Raw genomic sequence first — 25999 nt, 5'->3', positions numbered from 1 at the left:
GGGATGGATTCGGCTGCGATCCTACACCACGTTGCCGAGTTGAATAATGGGAAGATACATCGCGATTACAAGCCCGCCGACCAGCGCGCCCAGCACCACGATGACAAGCGGTTCGCACAAGCTGGCCAGTGTGCCAATCTTTTCATCTACCTGACGATCTGCGAGCGATGCTATGTCGATCAGCATGGTGTCGAGCGCACCGGACTCTTCGGCGACGGCGACCGGCTGCACGACCTCCGGCGGAAAACAGCGCTCCGCACGCATCGCTGCAGCTAGCCGCTCGCCGCGCCGCAAGCGCGCGGCGATTTCCGTGGTGGCGCGATCGAAAAAAGCGTTGCCGGTGGCATGAGTCAACGAGTCGAATGCATCGGCCAAAGGCGTTCCCGCCGACAGCAACGTGCCCAGCGCGCGGCTCCAGCGTGCCGCGCACAACGTGCTCAGCAACGGGCCAGCAACAGGCATTTTGAGCGACAGACGCGCGAACCGGATACGTGCCATTTCGGAACGCCGGAGCAGAAACGTCACGGCCGAAGACAATGCGAAGATCATGACGAACAACGGCACGCTCCAGCGCGCCGCGCCCGCCGATAACGCGAGCACGAACTGTGTCGGCGCCGGAAGCTTTGCGCCGAATCCGTCGAAGATCTGTTTGAAAGTCGGCACCACCCACACGAGCAATGCCGCGGTAATCGCCATTGCCAGCAACAGAATCGCAGCAGGATAGGTGAGTGCCGCGCGCACTTTTGCGCGTTGCGCGGCGGCGCGCTCGCGGTCTTCCGCGATACGGGCGAGAACGGCGGCGAGTGCGCCGGCTGCTTCACCAACTTCGACAAGCTGGCAATACAGCACGTTGAATTGCCCCGGGTGCCGCTGCAATGCCGCCGAGAAACGCAAGCCGCCGGTGATGTCGCGGGCCAACGCGCCGACTATTCGCGGCATGCCTTGCCGGTTCGAAGACTGCGCTTGCGCTAGCAGATCCAGCGCGGGCGCAAGCGGCAAACCCGCTCGCAACAAACTCGCGAGTTGATGCGTGAACAGGGTGACCTCTGTGGCGCGTGCTTTCGGACTCGATGCCGTTCCGTGCGCGGTCAGTTCAATGACGAACAGATGGTCGCGCTTGAGCATGGCGCGCGCGGCGGCAGCGTCCGGCGCTATGAGCGTGCCGTTCTTGTGGATGCCGTCAGCGTTGGCGCCTCGCCATTTGAAGTGCGTATCGGCAATGGACGGTCGATGTGTTGTCGTTGGGCTCATGCGACCTCGGTGGCAGCCAATGCCTCGGAGAGACTGGTAGTGCCGTCGCGCACTCGCGCCAACGCGGCGTCGCGCAAAGTGTCGACCTGTTCGGTTCGGGCGAGCCGTGCAAGCTCATGCGAGCCGGCGCTTGCCACGATCAGTTCACGCATGGCATCGGAGACGGGCATCACCTGATGAACGCCGATGCGTCCACGGTAGCCGATACCGTGGCAGGCCGCGCAGCCGACCGCCGCGTAGGGCTGCCAGCCTTCGAGCTGGTCTTCGTCGAAGCCTGCCGCTCGCAGCGCGGCCGACGATTGTGACGCGGGCGCACGGCAAGCGACGCACAGGCGCCGGACCAGCCGCTGCGCCGTCACCATCCTCAGTGCGGCCGCCAGGTTGTACGGTTCGACGCCGATATCGATCAGACGGGCGACCGCTGCGGGTGCGTCGTTCGTATGCAAAGTCGACAGCACGAGGTGGCCGGTTTGAGCGGCTTTTACGGCGACGTCCGCAGTTTCGTGGTCACGGATTTCGCCGACCATGATCACGTCGGGGTCCTGCCGCAAAAACGCGCGGAGCGCTACCGCGAAAGTCAGTCCGGCCTTTTCGCGCACACTGACCTGATTGATGCCGGCGAGCTGAATTTCCGCTGGATCTTCCACCGAACACAGATTGGTCGCTTCACCATTCAGAAGATTCAGGAAGCAGTACAACGACAACGTTTTGCCGCTGCCAGTAGGGCCAGTGACTAGCACCAGACCGTGAGGCGCACGAATCGCGGCATCAAGCGTCTCGCGTTGGCGCGGATTCAGACCGAGCGTGTCGAGTGAAAGATCTGCCGGTAGTGCGTCGAGACGGCGCAACACCAGCTTTTCACCAAACAGCGTGGGCAGCGAATTGACACGATAGTCCTCGACGCGACCCGGCGACGTGGCGATGCGCAACCGCCCGTCTTGCGGCACTCGCCGCTCGGCGATATCCATGCGCGCCAGCACTTTCACACGCGTAATAAATGCGTCTCGCAGATGCGCGGGCGGCTGCGGAATTTCATGCAGCACGCCGTCGATTCGCAGGCGCACGCGCCAGCCGTGTTCCGCCGGTTCAATATGTAGATCGGATGCGTTGCGACGGGTGGCTTCCTGCAAGGTGTCGGTCAGGAGACGGACGGCGGGGGCGTTGTCGGGGTCCGCGTTGCTAGCTGAATTGGCGGATGGGTTGGCTACGGCGCGATTCGCGGCAGGATTCGCCGCATTGGCCTCGCCCGCGAACGCATGGGGTTTCGGCCTGGCCGCGCCTTCGCGGTCGAGCGCGCTCGACCGCGGCGAGGCAGCTGCGTTAGGAAAAGACGTTTGCATGAGAGACCGGTGATGAGCCGCCTGTTGAACACGATGGCGTCATCTTCCGGCGAGGAGGTGGCTTAGTGCCACTCGGCCATTCGGCTAATGGCGCGAGTCTCGCCGCTATGCGAAGCTGGGCGAATCAGTCGTGGCCCCAAGCCGGGAAGCTAGCCCAGCAGCGCCTTACCGGCCTTTGCGCGTGCCGGCGGCTTGAACAGCTTGACGGTGCGAATCGCCTGATCGTCGCTGCGCATGACTTCGAGTTTGATATCGCCGATCTGCACGCACACGTCACCGTCGGGAATGTCTTCGAGAATTTCGAGGATCAGGCCGTTGAGCGTTTTCGGCCCGTCGGTCGGCAGCGTGATTTGCAGCCAGCGATTCAGTTCGCGCAACGGCATGCTGCCCGCGACGATGCATTCGCCGCTCTCGTTCCAGCCGCCGCGTGAATTGGCGCTACGGGGAATCGACGTCGTGAACTCACCGATCAGTTCTTCGATGATGTCTTCAGGCGTGACGAGACCCTGAAGTTCGCCATATTCGTTGACGACCAGCGCCGTGCGATGACGGCTCTCCTGGAAGTATTGAAGTTGCTGGAATACGGGCGTGCCGGACGGAACGAAATACGGTTCGGCCAATAGTTCGCGCAGTGTTTCGCGCTCAAGCTCCTGGTTATGCAAGGCGGCCAACGTCTTGCGAACATGCAGCACGCCCAGCACCCGGTCGATGTCGCCTTGATAGACGATCAGCTTGTTGTGATAGCAGGTTTCGAGTTGATGGAGGATCTGTTCGAACGGCGCATCGAAATCGAGTGCCTCGATACGGCGACGCGGAATCATCACGTCGTCGACGGAAATGTTTTCGAGGTCGAACAGGTTCAGCAGAATGCTGCGGTGCTTGGTCGGCATGAAGCTGCCGGATTCGAGCACGATGGAGCGCAATTCTTCGGTCGAGAGACGCTGGTCGCGTGCGCCTTTCGTGTTGATGTGCAGCACACGCAGAATGCCGTTCGCGAACAGATTGACGATCCAGACGAGCGGTTTGGCGACTCGCATCATCGGCGCGATCAACAGGCTCGCCGGCAGCGCGATTTTCTCAGGGAACGTTGCGCCGACGATCTTCGGCGTGATTTCCGCGAACACGATGATCAGGAACGCGACGATGCCGGTCGCGATCGACAGCACTACGTTGTTGCGTCCGAACGTATGCAATGCGATCGACGTAGTCAGTACCGGAATGATCGTATTGAACAGATTGTTGCCGATCAGCACGACGCTCAACAGTTGATCGGTATGCGCAAGCAGACCTTGAGTGGTCTTGGCGCCAAGTGCGTTCTTACTTGCAAGGTGTTTCAGGCGATGGCGGTTGATCGCCATCATCGCCGTTTCGGAAATCGAGAAGAAGCTCGAACAGACAAGCAGCAGAAAGACGGCGCCAATCTGCGCCCATAAGGGAAGTTGTTCCACGCGTCGTGAAGGATAGGGGAGAGGATGGAGAGAATATAGCAGAGGGGGCTGCGCGAGCCGCCTGAGCGGGCGGCGGCGGCCAAACAGCATTGCTCGCCGAGCGCATGTGCGGCCGACGCAAAAGCTGCGCTGAAAAACAAAAAACCGCCGAGCAAGCTGGGCGGTTTTTCGAGCCTTGAACTAACAAGGAAAATCTGGTCGGGGTGAGAGGATTCGAACCTCCGGCCTCTACGTCCCGAACGTAGCGCTCTACCAGGCTAAGCTACACCCCGATTTCTACTGCTGGACTCTTACGGTGTTTCAGTCTCGTTCAAGACTGTCTTGCCGTCGAGTAAGAACATAATTCTAGCAGGGTATCTTTAAAAATGGAATCAGGAAATGAAGAAATTGCTGCTGCGGCTGCTTGAGCTTCCTGTTTTGCGCATTCGAGCGTGTGATCCAGGGCGCCTGAACGGGTGATCGCCTCGAAAATCGTGTCGAAGCGATCCGTGCCGCCTTGTTCGATGGCTTCGCGCGCCAGCGCCGACTGTTCCGGCGTGCCGCGTTCGATCAGATAGATCAGCGGGAGCGTGGGTTTGCCTTCACGAAGATCGTCGCCGGCATTCTTGCCCATGGATTCAGCCGTGCCCGTGTAGTCGAGCCAGTCGTCCATGATCTGGAAAGCTGTACCGATCCGGCGGCCGAACTCCGCTGCGGCTGCCTCGATTTTCGCGTCCGAACCGGCCAGCACCGCACCGAGTTGGGCCGCGGCCTCGAACAGCTTGGCAGTCTTGTAGCGGATCACCTGCATATAGCGGGCTTCGTCGACATCGGCGTCATGCATGTTCAGCAGTTGCAGAACTTCGCCTTCGGAGATGACGTTGGTCGCCTCGGACAAAATCTCCATGACCCGCATCTTGCCCACGCCGACCATCATCTGGAAGGAGCGCGAGTACAAAAAGTCGCCGACCAGCACGCTCGCGGCGTTGCCGAACAGCGCATTGGCGGTCTGACGGCCGCGCCGCAGATCGGATTCGTCGACAACGTCGTCGTGCAGCAGAGTCGCCGTGTGAATGAATTCGACGACAGCGGCCAGTTCATGGCGATGTCCCGTGGTTTCACCCAGCGCACCGGCCACCAGCAACAGCAGCGCTGGCCGCAGCCGCTTGCCGCCGGCGCTGATGATGTACTCGGAAATCTGATTGATCAGCATCACGTCGGACGCGAGACGGTGCCTGATGACGCGATTGACCTGCTGCATGTCTTCGGCGATCGGAGCGAGCAGGCTGGCGGCGTTTGAGGAGGGGGTGGCAGTCGACGACATGATGGCTGAATTGGGTAGTGCCGCGAATTATAAGGCGAATCGCGACAGTTCCGGGTCGCAGGCTGCGGCGCGGTGCGTTCGAAGCCGCGTCAGAACCCGCGCGCCGGGCTGTGCGGCAGGGTGCGGGCATTATGCACGGCGGCTTGCAATGAGTTTTGACCGAGCAGCTAACTCTATGTATAATCACGGGTTTCCGCGCGCGGTGCGTGGAAAAAATGAACACAGAGTGAGGTTCTCAATGTACGCGGTCATAAAAACCGGTGGCAAGCAGTATAAAGTTGCCGTCGGCGAAAAACTTAAAGTAGAACAGATACCGGCAGACATTGACGCTGAAATCACGCTCGACCAGGTTCTCGCAGTGGGCGAAGGCGAATCGATTAAGTTCGGTACGCCGCTGGTCAGTGGGGCTTCCGTCAAGGCTACCGTCGTGTCGCAAGGTCGTCACGCAAAAGTGACCATCTTCAAGATGCGTCGCCGGAAGCACTACCAGAAGCATGGCGGCCACCGCCAGAACTATACCGAACTGCGCATCGACGCGATCAACGCGTAAGCGCACCGGTTAAGGAGCAAATCAAATGGCACACAAAAAGGCAGGCGGATCATCCCGCAACGGCCGCGACTCTGAATCGAAGCGTCTCGGCGTGAAGGTTTATGGCGGTCAGGCTATCAACGCTGGCGGCATCATCGTTCGTCAACGTGGCACGCGTATGCACCCGGGCGAAAACGTCGGCATCGGCAAGGATCACACCTTGTTCGCGCTGACGGACGGCCACGTCAATTTCTCGACGAAAGGCGCAGCGAAGAAGCACATGGTCAACGTCGTCCCGGCAGCAGTCTGAGTTTAGTCAGGCACGGGCTTCAGGACCGAAAAAAGGCCCCGCGAAGTTAGCGGGGCTTTTTTTTATTGCAGCGCTTTGCCGGATTCGCGACGGTCGATTGCCTTCGGTCCTATGCCGTTCGGCCAATTGATCAACGTGCGGCGGGCGCGGCAAAATAGCATTTCAAGCATCTGGCAACACAAAGCAGCATTAAATCTAGCAGCACCATCTGGCAGTACACCACGGGACGGAGTTACGCATGAAGTTCATTGACGAAGCGAGGATTGAAGTCATCGCCGGCGACGGAGGGGATGGCAGCGCGTCGATGCGCCGCGAGAAGTTCGTTCCGTTCGGCGGCCCTGATGGTGGCGATGGCGGCCGGGGCGGCAGCGTGATCGCGATCGCAGACCGCAACATCAACACGCTGATCGACTACCGGTACGCGAAAAAACATCTGGCGCGCAACGGCGAAAACGGCCGTGGCGCGGACTGCTACGGCAAGGGCGGTGATGACATCACGCTGCGCATGCCGGTTGGCACGACCATCACCGACATGGAAACGGGCGAGCTGATCGCCGACCTGACCGAGCACAACCAGAGCGTGCAAATCGCGCAAGGCGGTGCGGGCGGTCTCGGTAACCTGCATTTCAAATCCAGTACGAACCGCGCGCCGCGTCAGAAGACCGACGGCAAGCCGGGCGAGCGCCGCATGGTGCGCCTCGAGTTGAAGGTGCTGGCCGACGTCGGTCTGCTCGGCATGCCGAACGCAGGCAAGTCGACCTTCATTTCGTCGGTGTCGAATGCGAAGCCGAAGATCGCCGACTACCCGTTTACGACGCTTGCGCCGAACCTCGGCGTGGTTCGCGTCGGGCCGAGCCGCAGCTTCGTGATCGCCGACATTCCTGGTCTGATCGAAGGCGCGGCAGAAGGCGCGGGTCTTGGTCACCAGTTCTTGCGACATCTGCAACGCACGGGCTTGTTGCTGCACATCATCGACCTCGCACCGTTCGACGAGGCGGTCGATCCGGTCGCGGAAGCCAAGGCGATCGTCAACGAACTGCGCAAGTACGACGAACTGCTGTATGAAAAAACGCGCTGGCTCGTGCTGAACAAGCTCGATATGGTGCCCGAAGACGAACGCGAAGCACGTGTTTCGGCGTTCCTCGAAGGCTTCGGCTGGGAAGGTCCGGTGTTCGAAATCTCGGCGCTGACCGGCCAGGGTTGTGAAAACCTTTGCTATGCAGTGTTCGACCACATCGCCGCGCATTCGGATGCACAGCGCCAGGCGGAAGCCGAAGATCTCGCCGCCGACGTGCGTTTCCGCGAAAAGCCGGAAGCAGCGGCTGCGGCAGACGAGTCCAGCGTCGATCCGCAGGAATAAAAAGCTCGAGCGCCGGCAGCCTCTGCGTGCTGCCGGCTTGCATCACGCGTTATCTTGGGAGACTGCGCACAATGCGTTCCGTCATCGCAGATTCACGGCGATTGGTAGTGAAAGTCGGTTCGAGCCTTGTCACGAATGACGGGCGCGGCCTCGATCATGCTGCGATCGGCCGCTGGGCCGCGCAGATTGCCGCGCTGCGTGCACAAGGCAAGGAAGTGGTGCTGGTTAGCTCGGGCGCCATCGCTGAAGGAATGCAGCGGCTCGGCTGGACCAAAAGGCCGCGCGAAATCGACGAATTGCAGGCGGCCGCGGCTGTCGGTCAAATGGGCCTCGCGCAGGTCTACGAAAGCCGCTTTGCCGAACACTCCATTCAAACCGCGCAGATTCTGCTGACGCACGCCGATCTTGCCGACCGCGAACGTTATCTGAACGCGCGCTCCACGTTGCTGACGCTGTTGCGTCTCGGCGTGGTGCCAATCATCAATGAAAACGACACGGTCGTTACCGACGAAATCAAGTTCGGCGACAACGACACGCTAGGTGCGCTGGTCGCCAATCTGATCGAAGGCGATGCGCTCATCATCCTTACCGATCAGCAAGGTCTTTTCACCGCTGATCCGCGCAAGGATCCGAACGCCACGCTGGTTCAGGAGGCCGATGCTGGTGCGCCGGAACTCGAAGCCATGGCGGGTGGTGCGGGTTCGAGCCTTGGCCGGGGCGGCATGCTGACCAAGATTCTCGCCGCCAAACGCGCCGCTCACAGCGGCGCGAATACGGTGATAGCGAGTGGGCGTGAGGCGGATGTGTTGTCCCGACTCGCATCGGGTGAAGCAATCGGCACGCAATTGATTGCACGCACGGCGCGGATGGCCGCCCGCAAACAATGGATGACCGACCACCTGCAGGTGCGCGGCCACGTGGTTATCGACGACGGCGCGGTTGAAAAGCTGACCGGTGGTGGCAAGAGTTTGCTGCCGATCGGTATTGTCGGCGTGCATGGCGCGTTTGCGCGCGGTGAGGTTATTGCCTGCCTGAACGCGGCGGGGCTCGAAGTGGCGCGCGGCCTGACCAACTACAGCAGCGCGGAGACGAAGCTGATCCAACGGCGTCCGAGTGGCGAGATTGAATCGGTGCTCGGCTACATGCTGGAACCTGAATTGATCCATCGCGACAACCTGGTACTGGTTTAGTCACTGCCTGACCCTCGCGAAGAGTACGTAAAAAAAGCCGCTCCAACTTTCGGTGGAGCGGCTTTTTTATATTCAACGCGTGTTCGGATTCGCATCAGGCCAACCTGCCGGCGTCTCAATGGATCAACGAAGCTGCCGTGCGTTTGTAGCGAATGTTCTCAACGATCTGCTGCGCGTTGCCTGTCGGCATCTTGTTCGCGCACATGTAATCCTGATAGAGCGACGCCTGATATGCATTCAGCGTGCCGTTCTCAATGCGCCTGAATTCGTTCGCGACGGTCGTGTCCCAGCCATCGTGGTCCGCGTTCAAACCCGCGTACTGACGTGTCTCATACGTATCGCAGCGAATCCCTTCGTAATTCACGTTGCGCGCGCCGCTCGGGCTGGTCACCACCACGACATAGCGCACCACGCCGTCGGAACCGACGCTAACTGAGGTCCGGTCGATTGCGAATTGCAGCGGCGTATTGCCCGACACTTCGAAAGGCAGCAAATTCGATTCTTGCGGCAGCGGCGGCAACGTGTCCACCTTGTTTTCAACCCAGGTGCCTTTCCGGTCCAGCAGATAAACGAATGTGCTGTCGTCTTTATTGGTGGGTTTGCTGGCGCAACCAGCCAGCAGGGCGCCGGTGGCGACGCACGCCACGACGAGTGCAATTGCTTTCAATATGGTTTCCTCGAAATACTGGCGCGGCTCGAGGAGCCGCGCCAGCAGAGACGGCCTGGACAGCCGCATGAAGTTGTTAATTGCGCACGCCCGGGCGGTACAGCGAGCCGAGGGTTTCGCTGGCCGATTCGTCTTCGTGTTCCGACTCGGCGTCTACTTCAGCCGCTGACCCGGAGCCCGGACCGCAATCGGATGCGATCGTGACGTGAACCGATGTTTCGATGCTGACGGTGGTTATCGAAGTCACCGTCATTACCGTGGAATCCGGTGGACTTTCCATTGACGACGCTATCCGGGGATAACGAGGCCCATGGTGCCCGCCAGGTTTTTCCGCACGCGGCGCAGCCCGGCGCATGAAACGGGATAGCTCCGTCAGCGCCAACTGATACACATCCCGCTTGAACTCGATCACACAGTCGAGCGGCACCCAGTACTCGTTCCAACGCCAGGCATCGAACTCAGGGTGGTCGGTGGCGCGCAAGCAGATGTCGCAATCGCGTCCTACCATCCGGAGCAAGAACCAGATTTGTTTCTGGCCGCGGTAATGACCGCGTACTTCGCGCTTGATGAACTTGTCAGGCACCTCGTAACGCAACCAGTCGCGCGTGCGACCGATCACCTTGACGTGCTCAGGAAGCAGCCCGGTTTCTTCGTGTAACTCCCGATACATCGCTTGCACGGGGGTCTCTCCGTACTTGATGCCCCCTTGCGGAAACTGCCAGGAATGTTCACGGAGCCGTTTGCCCCAAAACACCTCGTTGTGCGCGTTCAAGAGGATGATGCCGACGTTCGGGCGAAAGCCTTCACGATCCAGCATACAACCACCTTCGAATCCTTTAAAATTGCTTTGATTATAAACAGATAACGGTCCCGACGCACCGAATCGGCCCAGAATGGAACGATTCGCCGCAAAAGGGCAGCGTTTGCGGTAGCCTGTCAGTCTTTCCGTGCCTTATCCCTTGTGCAAAAGGCTTTGCGCGGCGCGGTTTGTCCAGCCAGCGGCGCCGCGAACGGTATGCGTACCGGTTGTCGGACAAACCGTGCCGGCTCGCGCCGGGTCTGTGTCGATTTCCCCACCGTTTTCACCTTTCGGGCGGTCCCTCCGGAGCCGCCGCTTTTGGAAAATCTGAATGAAAGCTTCCCGTTTCTTTATCGGCACCCTGAAAGAAGCTCCGGCCGACGCCGAGATCGTCAGCCATAAGCTCATGGTGCGCGCCGGCATGATCCGTCGCGTGGCCGGCGGTATCTATAACTACCTGCCGGTCGGCCTGCGCTCGATCCGCAAGGTGGAAAACATCGTGCGCGAAGAAATGAACCGGGCAGGCGGGATCGAACTGCTGATGCCGTCGGTGCAGCCGGCCGAGTTGTGGCAGGAATCGGGCCGCTGGGAAAAATACGGTCCTGAACTGCTGCGCTTCAAGGACCGCAGGCAATCCGACTTCGTGCTCGGGCCGACGCACGAAGAAGTGGTGACGGACATCGCGCGGAACCAGATCAAGAGCTATCGTCAGTTGCCGGTCAACTTCTACCAGGTGCAGACCAAGTTCCGCGACGAAATCCGTCCGCGTTTCGGCGTGATGCGCGGCCGCGAGTTCATCATGAAAGACGCGTACTCGTTCGACAAGGACGCGGACGGTCTGCGCGAGTCGTATCGCAAGATGTACGACGCGTACGTGCGTATTTTCACGCGCCTCGGTCTGGACTTCCGTGCGGTGGCGGCGGACAACGGTTCGATCGGCGGCAGCGGTTCGCATGAGTTTCACGTGATCGCCGATACCGGTGAGGACGCGATCGCCTATTGCCCGACGTCGGAGTTCGCGGCGAACGTCGAAGCGGCTGAAGCGCTGCCGCTGTACGCGGAACGTGCGGCCGCTGCCGAAGACATGAAGAAGACTGCCACGCCGGGTAAGGCGAAGTGCGAGGCTGTCGCCGAGTTGCTGAACATTCCGCTCGAACGCACGATCAAGTCGATCATCCTCGCTACCGAAAACGAAGGCGCCGAGCCGACCATCTGGTTGCTGATGCTGCGCGGCGACCACGATCTGAACGAGATCAAGGCAAGCAAGCTGCCGGGTCTGGCCGACTTCCGCATGGCAACCGAAGCCGAAATCGTCGAGACGTTCGGTACGCCGCCGGGTTACCTCGGCCCGATCAACACGAAAAAGCCGGTCAAGGTCGTCGCGGATCGCACCGTCGCGAACATGAGCGACTTCGTGGTCGGCGCGAACGAGGTGGATTTCCACATCACCGGTGTGAACTGGGGCCGTGATCTGCCGGAACCGGTCGTCGCCGACATCCGCAACGTGAAGAAGGGAGATCCGTCGCCGGACGGCAAGGGCGTGATCGACATCTGCCGCGGTATCGAAGTGGGCCACGTGTTCCAGCTCGGCACGAAGTATTCAGAAGCGATGAACGCGAATTGCCTCGACGAGAACGGCAAGCCGAAGCCGATGGAAATGGGCTGCTACGGCATCGGCATCACGCGCATTCTCGGCGCCGCGATCGAACAGAATTTCGACGACAAGGGCATCATCTGGCCGGAATCGATTGCACCGTTCGAAGTCGTGCTGTGCCCGATGGGCTATGACCGCAGCGAAGCCGTGCGCGAGCAGGCCGACAAGCTGTACGCGGAACTGGTCGAAGCGGGCGTCGACGTAATTCTCGACGATCGTGGCGAGCGCCCCGGCGTGATGTTCGCCGACTGGGAACTGATCGGCGTGCCGCATCGTCTGGTGATCGGCGACCGCGGGCTGAAGGACGGCAAGCTTGAATACCAGGGCCGTCGCGACGCTGAAGCAACGCTGCTGCCGGTCGAAGACGCCGCCCAAACGGTGATCGGAAAAGTCCGCGCAGCGTTGGCTCGCTAAGCGGAGCGGACGGTGGAGTACACCTTCCTGTCCGCGACCATCCTGCTGATTCTGATCACTGATCCGCTCGGCAATATTCCGCTGTTCATCAGCTGCCTGCGCAGCGTGTCGCCGGAGCGTCGCACGATCGTCATTCTCCGTGAGGTGGCGATCGCGTTTGCGATCCTGCTGGTGTTCATGGTGCTCGGTCAGGGCTTTTTGCGCGCAATGAGCCTGACCGACCAGTCGCTGCGGATCGGTGGTGGGATCGTGCTGTTTCTGATCGCGCTGCGGATGGTGTTTCCGCATCCGGACGGTCCGTTTGGCGGCGATTCACGCGGCGGCGAGCCGCTGATCGTGCCGCTCGCGATTCCCGCGCTCGCGGGTCCGTCGGCATTGGCAACGGTGATGCTGCTGACGTCGCAGGCGCCCGGCAAGACGCTCGAATGGATCGGTGCGCTGACCGTCACGATGATTGTCTGCGCGATCGTACTGATGCTGGCCGAGCGCATTCAGGCGTGGCTGGGCGAGCGTGCGATGGCCGCGTTCGAACGCCTGATGGGCCTGGTGCTGGTGGCGATCGCAGTGGAAATGATGCTCGGCGGCATCCGCTCCTTCGTGCATCAGCTTTGAATCGAGAGCAACGCGACCAATAAAAAAGCGGGCCATCTGGGCCGCTTTTTTACATCTATCGCTACTCGCGTAGACGCTTTAACTTCACGCGCCTTCGGTCAGCGCGCGGATAGTCGGCAGGTTGCGCCAGTAACCCTTCGCGTCCATCCCGCAGCCGAACACATAGCGGTCTGGCACTTCAAAACCGCAGTAATCCGGACGCAGCGGCTTCGCCTTCGGAATGATCTTCTCGCACAGCACCGCGCTCAGGAAACGCTTCGCGCCCATGGCCATGATGCGGTCGCGGATCGCGGCCATTGTCTCGCCTTCGTCGAGAATGTCGTCGAGCACCAGCACGACGCGATCCTTCACCGACTCGGCCGGCGCCACGCGCCATTGCATCTCGTTGCCGCCCTTGGTGGTGTTGCGGTAGCGGGTCAGGTGGATGTAGTCGAACTCGAGCGGGAAATCGAGGTGCGGCAACAGCATGCCGGTGAACACCGCCGCTCCGCCCATGACCGACAGCACGAGCGGGAAGTCCTCGCTCATCTCGTCGCGGATGGCGGACGCCATGCCGCTGATCGACGCGTTGACGTCGTCGGCCGAAACGATTTCTTCGGAGTGGCTAAAAATGTGGAGAGCTTCTTCGCGGTTCATGACGTCTGACGGGCGGTGACTGTATACATAGTGTGGGTGAGAAGGGCGGCACGCGGTACAGAACAAACCCGCATGAATCTGAAAGTTGCCGCGCGTTCCGTGATGCATCTACCAGAACGCGCGTCCGCCATCCTGTTCAAGCTTAGCGCATGCCGGGCAACATGCCCTTCATGCCGCGCATCATCTTCTGCAGATTGCCGCCCTTGAGCTTTTTCATCATGGTGCGCATCTGGTCGTACTGGTTCAGCATGCGGTTGACTTCCTGCACCTGCACGCCCGCGCCCGCAGCGATACGGCGCTTGCGGGTGGCCTTGATCAGATCGGGCTTCGCGCGCTCGAGTGGCGTCATCGAATTGATGATGCCTTCCATGCGGCGCATCTGCTTTTCGGCCTGGCCCATGTCGGCACCGGCGGCGGCTTGCTGGAATTGCGCGGGCAGCTTGTCCATCAGCGACGACAGACCGCCCATGCCCTTCATTTGCGTGAGTTGCGCGCGGAAATCGTTCAGATCGAAGTCGCCGCCTTTCTTGACCTTGTCGGCGAGCTTCTGCGCGGCCTGGACGTCGACGCCCTTCTGCGCTTCTTCGACGAGGGCGAGAATGTCGCCCATGCCAAGAATCCGGTTCGCCATCCGGTCCGGGTAGAAAATCTCGAGACCGTCGAGCTTTTCGGCGACACCGACGAACTTGATCGGCTTGCCCGTCACGTGACGCACGGAAAGCGCCGCGCCACCACGCGAATCGCCGTCGAGCTTGGTGAGGACCACGCCGGTGAGCGGCAGCGCGTCGCTAAACGCTTTCGCGGTGTTGACCGCGTCCTGACCGAGCATCGCGTCGACCACGAACAGCGTTTCCGCCGGCTTCAGTTCGCCGTGCAGCGCGGTGATTTCCGCCATCATCGCTTCGTCGATACCGAGACGGCCGGCCGTGTCGACCAGCAGCACGTCGTGGTAGTGGCGCTTGGCCCAATCCACCGCGGCGCGCGCGATGTCGACCGGCTTCTGATCGGGTTCCGACGGGAAGAAGTCTGCGCCGACCTGCTCGGTCACCGTCTTCAACTGCGCGATAGCAGCGGGGCGGTAGACGTCGCACGAAACGGTCAGAACCTTCTTCTTGTACTTTTCGCGCAGCAGCTTCGCGAGCTTGCCGACCGTGGTCGTCTTACCGGCGCCTTGCAGACCCGCCATCAGGATGACGGCCGGCGGCGTGACGGCGAGATTCAGTTCGACGGCCTTGCCTTCGTAGTCGCCACCGATCACCGCGGTCAGCTCGCGCTGCACCACGCCGACCAGCGCCTGACCCGGCGACAGGCTGCTGATGACTTCCTCACCGAGGGCCTTTTCCTTCACCTTGGCGATGAACTCGCGCACGACGGGCAGCGCCACGTCGGCCTCGAGGAGCGCGAGGCGAACTTCGCGCAGCATTTCCTGGGTGTTCGCCTCGGTGAGCCGGGCTTCGCCGCGCAGCGTCTTGACGACGCGCGCCATCCGTTGAGTCAGATTGTCGAGCATGGGGAGCGATGAACGGTGGTGCGGCCCGCGCAGCACGCGACGAGGAGACGTCGTGGAGTAGGGGCCTAGTGTAAACTTCGAATATGGATATTGTACTGTATGCCCTCACTGCGCTCCTCTATGGCGGTCTCGCCGTGGCTGGCTGGCGCTCGCACCGGCACGCCGCCGTGCGCCCCATGCTCGAGAGCGTGCCGCCGGTGCCCGCCGCGACGGACCCGACATCGGTTTCCGCGGCGTCGGGCATGAGCACGCCGGGACGCGCGTTGCTATTCGTCGCGCTGCTTGCGCATGGCGTGCTGCTGCACACCACCATCTTTCCGCAGAACGCGATGGTGTTCGGCTTCGCGTTCGCGCTGTCGGCGATGTTCTGGCTCGGCTCGGGCATCTACTGGATCGAGAGCTTTTTCTTTCCGCTCGACGGCTTGCGTCTGCTGGTGTTGCCGCTCGCCTGCATCGCCTCGCTGATGCCGCTCGCGTTCGGCGGCGTCCGCGTGTTGCCGTATTCGGCCGCGCCGATGTTCAAGCTGCACTTCCTGATCGCCAACATCGCGTATGGTCTGTTCGCGATCGCGGCGCTGCACGCAATCCTGATGCTGCTGGTCGAGCGTCGTCTGCATGCCATGCGCGGGGGGCTCGCGCAACGAAACGTGGCCGCCGCGAGCAACGGCTGGCTGTCGAGCTGGCTCGATACGCTGCCGCCGCTGCTGACGCTGGAGAAACTGCTGTTCCGTCTGATCGGCGCAGGTTTTGTTCTGCTGACGTTGACGCTCGTATCGGGCATCCTGTTCAGCGAGCAACTGGTCGACCGCGCGTTGCGGCTCGATCACAAGACCGTGTTCGCGATTCTTTCGTGGGTCATGTTCGGCGCGCTGCTGACTGCGCGCAAGGTATCCGGCTGGCGCGGCCGTGCGGCATTGCGCTGGGTGCTGGCGTCGTTCGTCGCGCTGTTGCTGGCGTACGTCGGCAGCCGTTTTGTTTTCGAGGTGCTGTTGCACCGTGCTGTAGTGTGAGCGTGTCCCCATGCGACAAATTTTTCTGCTGATCCTCCTGTTTATCGTCGGCCAATGGCTGGTGAAGGCACTGCGTCGTCATGACGCACAATCCGCGCAACGCACCGGGAGCGCCGGCGCGAACAATGCGAACGGCGCGGGTGCCAAAGGTGCAAATGGCGGCGCGCGTCCGGCGGAAGCACCGAAGCTCGCCGAGCCGATGATCCGTTGCGTCGAGTGCGGCGTGCATGCGCCGAAGAGCGACTCCGTTGTGGTAGCCGGCCAGCCGTTCTGCAGCGCCGCGCATGCGCAACGTCACGGCGCGCGTCCGTCGGGCCGCGACGCTCGATGAGGGTCGAATTCACCGTCGATGCAGACGGTTGGGTCGCCGCCGCACGCAAACTGCCATCGCCGAATTTTGAAGCGCGGCCCGAAGGGGTCGTGCCGACGCTGGTCGTGGTCCACAACATCAGCCTGCCGCCCAATGAGTTCGGCGGCACGGCGATCGCCGAGCTATTCCAGAACACGCTCGACTGCGACGCGCATCCGTACTACGACGCGCATCTGCGCGGCGTGCGGGTGTCCGCGCATTTCGTGATTCTTCGCGACGGCACGCTCGAACAGTTCGTGTCGTGCAACGAACGCGCGTGGCATGCGGGCGCGTCGAATTTCTTCGGCCGCGAGCGCTGCAATGATTTCTCGATCGGCATCGAGCTGGAAGGCAGCGACACCACTGCCTTCGACGCGGCGCAATACCGCACGCTCGCGGCACTCGTGAGCGCGTTGAAGGCGCGCTATCCGGTCGAAGCGCTGGCCGGTCACTCGGACATCGCACCTGGTCGCAAGACCGATCCCGGACCCCATTTCGAGTGGTCGCGTCTGCAGGCCGACACCACGCTCGACGCTCGGTACTTCCCCTATCTCAAGTTTTCCGGGACGCGGTAAACACCCCTTTGCGTGATATCGCAGAACCCGACGAAAGCGCGGCGCAGCCGTGTTCTTCGGGGAGGCCGCTTCGCGCCGTGCGATCCGAAAAGTCAAGACTTCCAGAGCAAATAAAACCATTTGATCTGTTTTGATTCTCCACTATACTTGGTGCCACAAACCGGGTTGTGCACTATATCTTGTGTGGTCTGTGCATAACTCTGTGAATAACCGAGTGTATAAGTCCGCGGCGCCCCGCTCTCCGAGCATGGCGCCGCAAGCATTCCAAGGCAGTGAAATATCCCTGTGGTGGAGCCGGTAGAGACCTCCGGCGTCATCCAGCAACATTCGGGAAAAGGGCACAGCAAGTGATCGCGACACACACCATGAAGACCGTTTTCAATTCGAATCAGGCTTCATCGCAGTCGCATCCCGCCACCCGGCCCAGCCGGCCTTTTTCCCGCGCCCCATTGCTTGCGTACATGTCTGCGCAGCGTTCGTTTTAATCCGCGGCACTCGCCGCACCATTTCCAGAACCAGGAGCTTTGCACATGCAAACCACCGACAACGCGACGACCCGCTACGAGGGCTCATCGACTGGCCAGGCGTTCGGCCAGGCTCAAGACGCCCAGTCGCTCGCGCCGCAGGCGACTTACGCCGACTACAAGGTGATCCGTCGTAACGGCAGCGTGGTGTCGTTCGAACCGTCGAAAATCGCCATCGCTGTGACGAAGGCATTTCTGGCCGTCAACGGTGGTCAAGGTGCGGCGTCGGCGCGTGTGCGCGAACTGGTCGAACAACTCACGGCGAGCGTGGTGCGCGCGCTGCTGCGCAGCCGTCCGAACGGCGGCACGTTCCATATCGAAGACATTCAGGACCAGGTCGAACTCGCGCTGATGCGCGGCGGCGAGCACAACGTCGCGCGTGCTTACGTGCTGTATCGCGAGAAGCGTACGCAGGCTCGCGGTCATGACGAGCTCGTCGCGGCCAGCGCGCCGGGTCTGAACGTAACCGACAACGGCGTCACGCGTCCGCTCGATCTGGTTGCACTGCGCAACGTGATCGAATCCGCCTGCGCGAACCTGGGCGACGCGGTGAGCGCCGACCCGATCATCGCGGAAACGGTGAAGAACCTGTACGACGGCGTGCCGATGACGCAGGTCTACGACTCGGCCATTCTCGCTGCCCGCACGATGATCGAAAAAGACCCGGCGTACAGCCAGGTCACCGCGCGCATCCTGCTGCACACGATCCGCCGCGAGATCCTCGAAGAAGAAGTCACGCAAGGCGAAATGGCCGAGCGCTACGCCGAGTACTTCCCGAAGTTCATCAAGCGCGGTATCGGCGCCGGCCTGCTCGACGACAAGCTCCAGCAATTCGACCTGAAGCGCCTGGGCGCTGCGCTCGACAACAGCCGCGACCTGCAATTCGGCTACCTCGGTCTGCAAACGCTGTATGACCGCTACTTCCTGCATCACGACAATGTCCGCATCGAAATGCCGCAGGCATTCTTTATGCGTGTCGCAATGGGCCTGTCGCTGAACGAGATCGACCGCGAAGCGCGCGCCATCGAGTTCTACAACATCCTGTCGAGCTTCGACTTCATGTCGTCCACGCCGACGCTGTTCAACTCGGGCACGCATCGCTCGCAACTGTCGTCGTGCTACCTGACGACGGTCGAAGACGACCTCGACGGTATCTATGAAGCGCTGAAGGAAAACGCGCTGCTGTCGAAATTCGCCGGCGGTCTGGGCAACGACTGGACGCGTGTGCGTGCACTCGGTTCGCACATCAAGGGCACCAACGGCAAGTCGCAAGGCGTCGTACCGTTCCTGAAGGTCGTCAACGACACGGCAGTCGCGGTGAACCAGGGCGGCAAGCGCAAGGGCGCGGTGTGCGCGTACCTGGAAACGTGGCACCTGGACATCGAAGAATTCCTCGAGCTGCGTAAGAACACGGGCGACGACCGTCGCCGCACGCACGACATGAACACGGCGAACTGGATTCCCGACCTGTTCATGAAGCGCGTGATGGAAGGCGGCGACTGGACGCTGTTCTCGCCGTCCACCTGCCCGGATCTGCACGACCTGTTCGGCGCGGAATTCGAAACGGCTTACACGGCTTACGAAGCGAAGGTCGCGCGCGGCGAGATCAAGCTGTTCAAGAAGGTGCCGGCGGCGCAACTGTGGCGCAAGATGCTGGGCATGCTGTTCGAAACCGGCCACCCGTGGATCACGTTCAAGGATCCGTGCAATGTGCGTTCGCCGCAACAGCACGTCGGTGTCGTCCACTCGTCGAACCTGTGCACGGAAATCACGCTGAACACCAGCGACGCCGAAATCGCCGTCTGCAACCTGGGTTCGGTGAACCTCGTCGCTCACCTGAAGGAACAGGCCGACGGCACGCTCGTGCTCGACCACGACAAGTTGAAGCGCACCATCAGCGTGGCAATGCGCATGCTCGACAACGTGATCGACATCAATTACTACGCGGTCGCCAAGGCACGTAACTCGAACCTGAAGCATCGTCCGGTCGGCATGGGCATCATGGGCTTCCAGGATTGCCTGCACCTGCTGCGCACGCCGTACGCGTCGGAAGAAGCGGTCAAGTTCGCCGATACGTCGATGGAAGCGGTTTGCTACTACGCCTACTACGCGTCGACGGAACTGGCGCAGGAGCGCGGCCGTTACTCCACCTACCGCGGCTCGCTGTGGGATCGCGGCATCCTCCCGCAAGACTCGGTGAAACTGCTGGCCGATGCACGCGGCGGTTACGTCGAAGTCGATTCGAGCGAATCGATGGACTGGACCGAACTGCGTTCGCGTATCGCCCAGTACGGCATGCGCAACTCGAACTGCGTGGCGATCGCGCCGACGGCGACGATCTCGAACATCATCGGCGTGTCGGCCTGTATCGAACCGACGTTCCAGAACCTGTATGTGAAGTCGAATCTGTCGGGCGAATTCACGGTGGTCAACGACTACCTGGTGCGCGACCTGAAAGCACGCGGTCTGTGGGACGAAGTGATGGTCGCCGACCTGAAGTACTTCGACGGCACGCTGTCGCGCATCGACCGCATTCCGGCCGACCTGCGCGCGATCTACGCGACCGCGTTCGAACTCGATCCGGTATGGCTGGTGGAAGCTGCGTCGCGTCGTCAGAAGTGGATCGACCAGGCTCAGTCGCTGAACATCTACATGGGCGGTGCGTCGGGTAAGAAGCTCGACGAGATCTACAAGCTCGCATGGGTGCGCGGTCTGAAGACTACGTACTACCTCCGCACGATGGCGGCGACGCACGTCGAGAAGTCGACGGTTGCGCACGGCGCGCTGAACGCGGTGAGCTCAGGTGGCAGCGAAGGTTCGGGCGGTGCAGCAGGTGGCGCGGCGGGTGGATTCGGTACGAACAACGGCGCGGTTGGTGGTGCCGCAGGCGGCTTTCAGGCTTCAGCGTCCACGCCAGCAGTCGGGGTTGAAGCAGCGCCGGAAGCGGATGGTCCGGTCTGCATGATGCGTCCGGGCGATCCTGGTTTCGAAGAGTGCGAGGCTTGCCAGTAAGTTGTCGGCAAGCAGTCAGCGAGCAGCAGGATCGCTGCTTGCTGACGGGTGTAGGTAATGACCCGCAGCAGTACCCGCAGGTAACGATCAGCAAAAGTTGGTCGTAGTGGAAGAAGGGAAGACGATGAACGGCGAGTGGAATTGGAAGCGCGCCGTTCATCGTCGGTAGCGACATCAGCGACGCAGAGCAGCAGCACGCAGTCAGCAGCCGGCATCACTACCAAGCGCGCGACACAGGGCGCTCAGCAAACGCTTCGAGTGGTGGGTCGATCAACGGAATCGACCGCAAGCATCGCTCGACATGACATTGAACTTCACCTCGCTTCCACTGACGAACAGGCAAACGCGAGGCATGTGTCAGGCAACGCAAAGCAACTGCGAAGCGAGCGCGGACCACCGCGCAGAGCATCGCAAACGCAACGCTCCAGCAATCGCAAGACGTTGCGAACACGCTCCGCAATACAGATAGATAGAGCAGCGAAACGTCATCGCGACACGTTGCTCTTCGAGCTCGCGAAGCACGTCGACGACACACGTTCAACACGCTTCATCTGAGGCGTCACACACAGTAGGTTGAACAAAGTGTTGTATGAACGTAGCAACGCGAATCGAAAACAGGATTTTTCGCGAACGAACTCTTTTATCGCTCGTGAAAAGATGGTACAAACCGTTCTAAATTGATGGTGACATTTATGCTCAACTGGGATGACGAGATCACTGCCGTAACTCCCTCGAGCGGCGCGCAACAGAATGCGTTGCGCAACGCAGCGGGACCGGCTGTCGGTTCGCAAATCGGAACGCGTTCCGCTCCTCATGCTCCCTCGGACCGAAACGTCTTCGCGTCTCAAGACGTTTTCGAAAAAGGCATTGCCGCTGCTCACGCTGCCGGAACGGCAGCGGTTTCTGAAGCGCGAGTCAATGTCGCCGACAAGCGCATCATCAACGGCCAGACCGACGTCAATCAGTTGGTGCCGTTCAAATACAAGTGGGCCTGGGAAAAGTATCTGGCTGGTTGCGCCAACCACTGGATGCCGCAAGAAGTGAACATGTCGCGCGACATCGCCCTCTGGAAAGACCCGAACGGTCTGACCGAAGACGAGCGCCGCATCGTCAAGCGCAACTTGGGCTTCTTCGTGACGGCCGACTCGCTCGCCGCCAACAACATCGTGCTGGGCACCTACCGCCACATCACGGCGCCCGAATGCCGTCAGTTCCTGCTGCGCCAGGCGTTCGAAGAGGCGATCCACACGCACGCTTACCAGTACATCGTCGAATCGCTGGGTCTCGACGAAGGCGAAATCTTCAACGCGTATCACGAGGTTGCCTCGATCCGCGCGAAAGACGAATTCCTGATTCCGTACATCAACGTGCTGACCGATCCAGGCTTCAAGACCGGCACGCTCGAGACTGACCAGACGCTGCTTCGCTCGCTGATCGTGTTCGCCTGCGTGATGGAAGGCCTGTTCTTCTACGTCGGCTTTACACAAATCCTGGCGCTCGGCCGTCAGAACAAGATGACCGGCGCGGCGGAACAGTACCAGTACATCCTGCGCGACGAGTCGATGCACTGCAACTTCGGCATCGACCTGATCAACCAGATCAAACTCGAAAACCCGCAACTCTGGACGGCTGAGTTCCGCGCGGAAATCCGCGAGATCTTCCAGCAAGCGGTCGAACTTGAATATCGTTACGCAGAAGACACGATGCCGCGCGGGGTGCTCGGCCTCAACGCGTCGATGTTCAAGAGCTATCTGCGCTTCATCTGCAACCGCCGTTGCCAGCAGATCGGTCTCGATCCGCTGTACCCGAACGAGGAAAACCCGTTCCCGTGGATGAGCGAGATGATCGACCTGAAGAAGGAACGCAACTTCTTCGAGACGCGAGTGATCGAATATCAAACTGGCGGCGCGCTGACCTGGGAGTGATCCGGGTTCGTGTCGCAGACGCAATATCGATGGGGATGCCGTCGGCTTCGGCCGCGGCAATTTTGGCTAGGAGCTTAACCGCCTGATGCAAAGCTTGCCCGGTGCGTCGCGTGCCTTCGCGGCCCACAAATATGACTGGCACTTTGCGGACCCTTCAGTGGGATGGGCAAACTTCCCCCCGGAAAAAGCCGTTGGCGTTGTCGCCAGCGGCTCGATCAAGCAATTGCCGGCATTGAGATTCGATGCCGAACAGATCTGGCGCGCGGTGCCTTGTGGCACGGCGCGCCTTACCGCATTCATTAGCGTAAGCGCGCGGCACCTGCGTACGCCGATGAATAGCCCGCTTCGTAGCGCGCGCCCTGAGAAGCGTCCGCGGGAAGCGGGTTTTGACGAAGGGTGTAGTTTGAACTGACTCTCATCTGAAAACCTGAAGGAGAAAATGATGGCAACTGCAAAGAAAGCCGCCGCTAAGAAGCCCGCAGCGAAGAAGGTTGTAGCTAAGAAAGCTGCGCCGGCAAAGAAGGCCGCTCCGGCTAAGAAAGTCGCTGCCAAGAAAGTCGCAGTGAAGAAGGTTGCAGCAAAGAAGGCAGCACCGGCGAAGAAGGTTGCAGCGCAGAAAGCTGCTCCGGCTAAGAAGGTTGCAGCCAAGAAAGTCGCAGTGAAGAAGGTCGCGGCGAAGAAGGCAGCACCGGCCAAGAAGGCCGCTCCGGCGAAGAAAGTCGCTGCAAAGAAAGTTGCAGTGAAGAAGGTTGCGGCGAAGAAGGCAGCGCCGGCAAAGAAGGCTGCAGCGAAGAAGGCAGCACCGGCTAAGAAGGCAGCACCGGCCAAGAAGGCTGCTGCCAAGAAGGCTGCGCCTGCGAAAAAGGCTGCTGCGAAGAAGGCTGCGCCCGCTGCGAAAAAGGCTCCTGCTGCAAAGAAGGCTCCTGCTGCGAAGAAGGCTGCTGCTCCCGCGAAGAAAGCTGCTGCTCCGGCGAAGAAGGCTGCTGCACCTGCCAAGAAGGCTGCACCTGCGAAGAAGGCTGTTGCCAAGAAGGCTGCGCCTGCACCCGCTGCGACTTCTGTCTCGAGCGCACCGGCAGCAACGGTGAAGACCGCGCTGAACCCGGCAGCGGCATGGCCGTTCCCGACGGGCAGCCGTCCGTAAGCCTTAGTCAGGCAGTAGTTAGCAGTAGAAGTAGTTCGACACGTCGCACGATGTGTCCGATGACCGGGTAGCACTCCCGTCTTAGCGAGCGCTACCCGGTCATGATCCCGTTGCTGGTTTCCGGCGACGGGATTTTTTTTGCGCGGTGCTTACATAGCGTCAGGCGTCATATATCGCGACGACGCATGTTGTTCAGGAAGGATCGAGTTGCAGGCGCGCGGACAAAGCGCGAAGAGTGCAGAGCGCACAAAACCTGCAGACGAAAAAAGACGCATGCACAGGGGAGGGCATGCGTCTGAGGTCGTCGCGGTGGCGTTTCAGCCGGCCGCGCGAGAGGGGAAATGGTTAGAGCGTGATCTGCGCGCGACTATCGCGTGACACGCGAGACGCCGCCGCTCGACAGAATCCGCACACGGTCGCCGGCACGGAAGGTTTCGCCGGTGGCGGTTTGGGTAATCGCGCGAAGGTCGCCATTGTCGAGCCGCACGGTAATTTCGAGGCCGTCGCGCATCGCGACGTTGTTCTCGATCGCGTTACCCGCGACCGCACCGCCGATACCGCCGATGATGCCCGTGGCCACCGAGCCGCGGCCGCCGCCGATCGAACTGCCCGCCAGCGCACCAAGCGCACCGCCGCCAACCGCGCCCAGCCCGCTAGGCTGGCCGTTGTTGGTGCTGATTCGCACCATGCGCACGCTGTCGACGGTGCCCATACGCACCGTCTGTTCGCGCTGTGCCTGCGACGAAGTGAAGACGTCGGGAGAACTACTGTTAACCGCGCACCCCGTCATGGCCACTGAACCGGCAATCAGGGTGGCTACTATCAGGCGACTCGTCGTTCTCATTACTTCGCTCCCATTGCTCAGCTCACGGCAGGTCGTATCCGAACGCCTGCTTGAACCGTTCGTTGATCTCCGCCCGGGTGGGCGCGTAATTTTGCGGCCCCTGTTGCTCGATCTTCAACGCACCCATCAGACTCGCAAGACGGCCCGTGGTCGCCCAGCCGAGCTTGTTCTCGATGCCGTACAGCAGACCGCCGCGGAACGCGTCACCGCAACCTGTCGGATCGAGCACCTGCTTCGCTTTCACTACCGGAATCTCTTCGATGCCGTCGGCGTGATGGATCTGTGCGCCTTGCTCGCCGAGCGTGATGATCAGCGCGTCGACCTTGCCGGCGATCTCTTCGATCGACCAGCCGGTCTTGTTGCTCACCAGCTTGGCTTCGTAATCGTTGACAGCTACATACGTGGCAAGTTCAATCATGCGCCGCAGCGTGTCGCCGTCGAATAGAGGCAAGCCCTGGCCTACGTCGAAGATGAACGGGATGCCAGCCGCCGCCAGATGTTCGGAATGCTGAATCATGCCGTCGTAGCCGTCCGGCGCGACGATGCCGAGCGTGATGCCCTTCGCTTCGTCGGCGCGGTTCAGATGCGACTGCATCATCGCGCCCGGGTGGAACGCGGCGATCTGATTGTTTTCCAGGTCGGTGGTGATCATTGCCTGCGCCGTGTGGGTGTCGGGCACGACCAGCACGCTTTCCGTCGACAGGCCGAGTTTCTCGAAGCGGTCCATGTACGGCTGCGCGTCGACCGAGCCGAGCGTGCCCATGATGCGCGCGTCGCCGCCCAGCAGCTTCAGCGAGTAGGCGATGTTGCCCGCGCAGCCGCCGAATTCGCGGCGCATGGTCGGTACGAGAAAGCTCACGTTCAGGATGTGGACCTGATCCGGCAGGATGTGCTCCCGGAAGCGGCCCTCGAAAGTCATGATGTTGTCGTAGGCGAGCGAGCCGCAAATGAGCGTAGCCAAGGCGAACGTTCCTGTAAAAAACAATGAAGGGAAAAGAGTGGCGATCAGGCGGCGCCGCACGCGAAGCGCGGCGCCGCGTTCGCCCGGAAGGGCTTACTTGAGCGCGGCGAGTGCTGCGTCGTAATTCGGTTCGTTCTTGATTTCGCTGACGAGCTCAGCGTGCACGACCTTGTCGTTTTCGTCGACGACCACGACGGCGCGCGCCGTCAGGCCGGTCAGCGGGCCGCTCGTCACGTCGACGCCGTACGCCTGCGCGAACTCGTGGCCGCGGAACGTGGAGGCCGTGACGACGTTCTCGATGCCTTCGGTCGTGCAGAAGCGCGATGCCGCGAACGGCAGGTCGCCCGACACGACGATGACAGCCGTGTTGGTCAGCTTCGCAGCGGCTTCGTTGAACTTGCGGGTCGACGTTGCGCAGGTCGGCGTGTCGAGGCTCGGCACGATGTTCAGCACTTTGCGCTTGCCGGCGAAATCGGCGAGCGACAGCGGCTTCAGATCCTTACCCACCAGGGAGAAAGCAGGGGCGCTGCTGCCAACCGACGGGAACGTGCCGGCTACTTCGATCGGGTTACCACCCAGCGTGACTTGGCTCATGTTGATGTGCTCCGAAAATTCGTCAGGAATGACGGTGA

The 25999-nt window shown here is 61.2% G+C and carries 24 protein-coding genes and 1 tRNA gene; 13 read left to right on the top strand and 12 right to left on the bottom strand.

The annotated features are described in order from the left end of the window. Positions 1-21: 21 nt before the first annotated feature. The 5 genes from BLS41_RS15275 to BLS41_RS15255 all read right to left on the bottom strand — a co-directional run bounded on the left by BLS41_RS15275 (position 22) and on the right by BLS41_RS15255 (position 5342). A complete protein-coding gene (locus tag BLS41_RS15275) occupies positions 22-1251 on the bottom strand; it encodes a type II secretion system F family protein (protein WP_074765873.1) in 1230 nt (409 codons plus the stop codon). Beyond that, complete coding sequence (locus tag BLS41_RS15270; RefSeq protein ID WP_074765870.1) at positions 1248-2591, bottom strand: GspE/PulE family protein; 1344 nt, start codon at positions 2589-2591, stop codon at positions 1248-1250. The genes BLS41_RS15275 and BLS41_RS15270 overlap by 4 nt, the downstream gene beginning before the upstream one ends. 149 nt (positions 2592-2740) lie before the next feature. Then, a complete protein-coding gene (locus tag BLS41_RS15265) occupies positions 2741-4039 on the bottom strand; it encodes an HlyC/CorC family transporter (protein WP_074765868.1) in 1299 nt (432 codons plus the stop codon). 195 nt (positions 4040-4234) lie between these two features. Continuing rightward, a tRNA-Pro gene (locus BLS41_RS15260) sits at positions 4235-4311 on the bottom strand. A gap of 38 nt (positions 4312-4349) precedes the next feature. Further along, complete coding sequence (locus BLS41_RS15255; RefSeq protein ID WP_074765866.1) at positions 4350-5342, bottom strand: polyprenyl synthetase family protein; 993 nt, start codon at positions 5340-5342, stop codon at positions 4350-4352. A gap of 238 nt (positions 5343-5580) precedes the next feature. Here BLS41_RS15255 and rplU point away from each other — a divergent pair, with 238 nt between their 5' ends. From rplU to proB, 4 genes are all read left to right on the top strand, one after another. Continuing rightward, positions 5581-5892, top strand: a complete 312-nt coding sequence (gene rplU / locus BLS41_RS15250; RefSeq protein WP_007180329.1) for a 50S ribosomal protein L21 — start codon at positions 5581-5583, stop codon at positions 5890-5892. A 25-nt stretch (positions 5893-5917) separates the two neighbouring features. Beyond that, complete coding sequence (gene rpmA, locus BLS41_RS15245; protein WP_007180330.1) at positions 5918-6181, top strand: 50S ribosomal protein L27; 264 nt, start codon at positions 5918-5920, stop codon at positions 6179-6181. A gap of 238 nt (positions 6182-6419) precedes the next feature. After that, the gene (gene cgtA / locus BLS41_RS15240; protein WP_074765864.1) at positions 6420-7541 is read left to right on the top strand and encodes an Obg family GTPase CgtA; all 1122 of its coding nucleotides are present in this window, start codon (positions 6420-6422) and stop codon (positions 7539-7541) included. Between the two features lie 71 nt (positions 7542-7612). Next, the gene (gene proB / locus BLS41_RS15235) at positions 7613-8731 is read left to right on the top strand and encodes a glutamate 5-kinase (protein WP_074765862.1); all 1119 of its coding nucleotides are present in this window, start codon (positions 7613-7615) and stop codon (positions 8729-8731) included. Positions 8732-8846: 115 nt separating this feature from the next. Here proB and BLS41_RS15230 read toward each other — a convergent pair whose 3' ends face one another. Together BLS41_RS15230 and BLS41_RS15225 are read right to left on the bottom strand one after the other, a co-directional pair. Beyond that, entirely contained in the window at positions 8847-9398 is a 552-nt protein-coding gene (locus BLS41_RS15230; RefSeq protein ID WP_074766578.1) for a CNP1-like family protein, read from the bottom strand. Between the two features lie 76 nt (positions 9399-9474). Next, positions 9475-10215 (bottom strand): RNA pyrophosphohydrolase, encoded by a 741-nt coding sequence (locus tag BLS41_RS15225; RefSeq protein ID WP_074765860.1) that lies wholly within the window; start codon positions 10213-10215, stop codon positions 9475-9477. 313 nt (positions 10216-10528) lie between these two features. On the opposite strand from BLS41_RS15225, the gene BLS41_RS15220 reads away from it, so the two are divergent. Together BLS41_RS15220 and BLS41_RS15215 are read left to right on the top strand one after the other, a co-directional pair. Next, positions 10529-12265, top strand: a complete 1737-nt coding sequence (locus BLS41_RS15220; protein ID WP_074765857.1) for a proline--tRNA ligase — start codon at positions 10529-10531, stop codon at positions 12263-12265. 12 nt (positions 12266-12277) lie between these two features. Next, entirely contained in the window at positions 12278-12877 is a 600-nt protein-coding gene (locus BLS41_RS15215) for a MarC family protein (RefSeq protein ID WP_074765855.1), read from the top strand. 84 nt (positions 12878-12961) lie between these two features. Here BLS41_RS15215 and BLS41_RS15210 read toward each other — a convergent pair whose 3' ends face one another. Further along, complete coding sequence (locus BLS41_RS15210) at positions 12962-13513, bottom strand: hypoxanthine-guanine phosphoribosyltransferase (RefSeq protein WP_074765851.1); 552 nt, start codon at positions 13511-13513, stop codon at positions 12962-12964. Positions 13514-13655: 142 nt separating this feature from the next. Then, a complete protein-coding gene (gene ffh, locus BLS41_RS15205; RefSeq protein ID WP_074765849.1) occupies positions 13656-15023 on the bottom strand; it encodes a signal recognition particle protein in 1368 nt (455 codons plus the stop codon). An 83-nt stretch (positions 15024-15106) separates the two neighbouring features. Between ffh and BLS41_RS15200 the strand changes: the two genes are divergently transcribed. From BLS41_RS15200 to BLS41_RS15170, 7 genes are all read left to right on the top strand, one after another. Next, a complete protein-coding gene (locus BLS41_RS15200; protein ID WP_074765847.1) occupies positions 15107-16033 on the top strand; it encodes a cytochrome C assembly family protein in 927 nt (308 codons plus the stop codon). 10 nt (positions 16034-16043) lie between these two features. Next, positions 16044-16364, top strand: coding sequence for a PP0621 family protein (locus tag BLS41_RS15195; protein WP_074765846.1), 321 nt, complete (start codon positions 16044-16046; stop codon positions 16362-16364). Next, positions 16361-16957 (top strand): 1,6-anhydro-N-acetylmuramyl-L-alanine amidase AmpD, encoded by a 597-nt coding sequence (ampD, locus tag BLS41_RS15190; protein WP_074765844.1) that lies wholly within the window; start codon positions 16361-16363, stop codon positions 16955-16957. Before BLS41_RS15195 ends, ampD begins: the two co-directional genes overlap by 4 nt. A 530-nt stretch (positions 16958-17487) precedes the next feature. Then, positions 17488-20493, top strand: a complete 3006-nt coding sequence (locus tag BLS41_RS15185) for a ribonucleoside-diphosphate reductase subunit alpha (protein ID WP_074765842.1) — start codon at positions 17488-17490, stop codon at positions 20491-20493. 692 nt (positions 20494-21185) lie between these two features. Next, on the top strand, positions 21186-22418 hold the full coding sequence (locus BLS41_RS15180; RefSeq protein WP_074766576.1) for a ribonucleotide-diphosphate reductase subunit beta: 1233 nt from the start codon (positions 21186-21188) through the stop codon (positions 22416-22418). A gap of 85 nt (positions 22419-22503) precedes the next feature. Next, on the top strand, positions 22504-22830 hold the full coding sequence (locus tag BLS41_RS15175) for a hypothetical protein (RefSeq protein ID WP_074765841.1): 327 nt from the start codon (positions 22504-22506) through the stop codon (positions 22828-22830). Between the two features lie 30 nt (positions 22831-22860). Next, positions 22861-23562: a histone H1-like DNA-binding protein gene (locus BLS41_RS15170; RefSeq protein WP_074765840.1), complete on the top strand. Its 702-nt coding sequence runs from the start codon at positions 22861-22863 to the stop codon at positions 23560-23562. 367 nt (positions 23563-23929) lie between these two features. On the opposite strand, the gene BLS41_RS15165 is transcribed toward BLS41_RS15170, so the two are convergent. The 3 genes from BLS41_RS15165 to tpx form a co-directional block, all read right to left on the bottom strand. Continuing rightward, entirely contained in the window at positions 23930-24406 is a 477-nt protein-coding gene (locus BLS41_RS15165; RefSeq protein ID WP_074765838.1) for an outer membrane lipoprotein, read from the bottom strand. Positions 24407-24428: 22 nt separating this feature from the next. After that, positions 24429-25367, bottom strand: a complete 939-nt coding sequence (locus BLS41_RS15160) for a carbohydrate kinase family protein (RefSeq protein WP_074765837.1) — start codon at positions 25365-25367, stop codon at positions 24429-24431. A gap of 93 nt (positions 25368-25460) precedes the next feature. Beyond that, a complete protein-coding gene (gene tpx / locus BLS41_RS15155) occupies positions 25461-25961 on the bottom strand; it encodes a thiol peroxidase (protein ID WP_074765835.1) in 501 nt (166 codons plus the stop codon). Positions 25962-25999 lie beyond the last annotated feature (38 nt).

The organism is Paraburkholderia fungorum (genome assembly GCF_900099835.1).
GTDB lineage: Bacteria > Pseudomonadota > Gammaproteobacteria > Burkholderiales > Burkholderiaceae > Paraburkholderia > Paraburkholderia fungorum_A.
Note: the sequence above shows the minus strand (reverse complement) of the source record. Positions and strands in the feature narration are given on the sequence as shown.

Excerpts from the sequence above, each read along its gene's own strand:
- BLS41_RS15275 (WP_074765873.1), bottom strand. The coding sequence starts at position 1,251 with ATGAGCCCAACGACAACACATCGACCGTCCATTGCCGATACGCACTTC.
- BLS41_RS15270 (WP_074765870.1), bottom strand. The coding sequence starts at position 2,591 with ATGCAAACGTCTTTTCCTAACGCAGCTGCCTCGCCGCGGTCGAGCGCG.
- BLS41_RS15255 (WP_074765866.1), bottom strand. The coding sequence starts at position 5,342 with ATGTCGTCGACTGCCACCCCCTCCTCAAACGCCGCCAGCCTGCTCGCT.
- rplU (WP_007180329.1), top strand. The coding sequence starts at position 5,581 with ATGTACGCGGTCATAAAAACCGGTGGCAAGCAGTATAAAGTTGCCGTC.
- rpmA (WP_007180330.1), top strand. The coding sequence starts at position 5,918 with ATGGCACACAAAAAGGCAGGCGGATCATCCCGCAACGGCCGCGACTCT.
- cgtA (WP_074765864.1), top strand. The coding sequence starts at position 6,420 with ATGAAGTTCATTGACGAAGCGAGGATTGAAGTCATCGCCGGCGACGGA.
- proB (WP_074765862.1), top strand. The coding sequence starts at position 7,613 with ATGCGTTCCGTCATCGCAGATTCACGGCGATTGGTAGTGAAAGTCGGT.
- BLS41_RS15225 (WP_074765860.1), bottom strand. The coding sequence starts at position 10,215 with ATGCTGGATCGTGAAGGCTTTCGCCCGAACGTCGGCATCATCCTCTTG.
- BLS41_RS15220 (WP_074765857.1), top strand. The coding sequence starts at position 10,529 with ATGAAAGCTTCCCGTTTCTTTATCGGCACCCTGAAAGAAGCTCCGGCC.
- BLS41_RS15210 (WP_074765851.1), bottom strand. The coding sequence starts at position 13,513 with ATGAACCGCGAAGAAGCTCTCCACATTTTTAGCCACTCCGAAGAAATC.
- ffh (WP_074765849.1), bottom strand. The coding sequence starts at position 15,023 with ATGCTCGACAATCTGACTCAACGGATGGCGCGCGTCGTCAAGACGCTG.
- BLS41_RS15200 (WP_074765847.1), top strand. The coding sequence starts at position 15,107 with ATGGATATTGTACTGTATGCCCTCACTGCGCTCCTCTATGGCGGTCTC.
- BLS41_RS15195 (WP_074765846.1), top strand. The coding sequence starts at position 16,044 with ATGCGACAAATTTTTCTGCTGATCCTCCTGTTTATCGTCGGCCAATGG.
- ampD (WP_074765844.1), top strand. The coding sequence starts at position 16,361 with ATGAGGGTCGAATTCACCGTCGATGCAGACGGTTGGGTCGCCGCCGCA.
- BLS41_RS15185 (WP_074765842.1), top strand. The coding sequence starts at position 17,488 with ATGCAAACCACCGACAACGCGACGACCCGCTACGAGGGCTCATCGACT.
- BLS41_RS15180 (WP_074766576.1), top strand. The coding sequence starts at position 21,186 with ATGCTCAACTGGGATGACGAGATCACTGCCGTAACTCCCTCGAGCGGC.
- BLS41_RS15175 (WP_074765841.1), top strand. The coding sequence starts at position 22,504 with ATGCAAAGCTTGCCCGGTGCGTCGCGTGCCTTCGCGGCCCACAAATAT.
- BLS41_RS15170 (WP_074765840.1), top strand. The coding sequence starts at position 22,861 with ATGGCAACTGCAAAGAAAGCCGCCGCTAAGAAGCCCGCAGCGAAGAAG.
- BLS41_RS15165 (WP_074765838.1), bottom strand. The coding sequence starts at position 24,406 with ATGAGAACGACGAGTCGCCTGATAGTAGCCACCCTGATTGCCGGTTCA.
- tpx (WP_074765835.1), bottom strand. The coding sequence starts at position 25,961 with ATGAGCCAAGTCACGCTGGGTGGTAACCCGATCGAAGTAGCCGGCACG.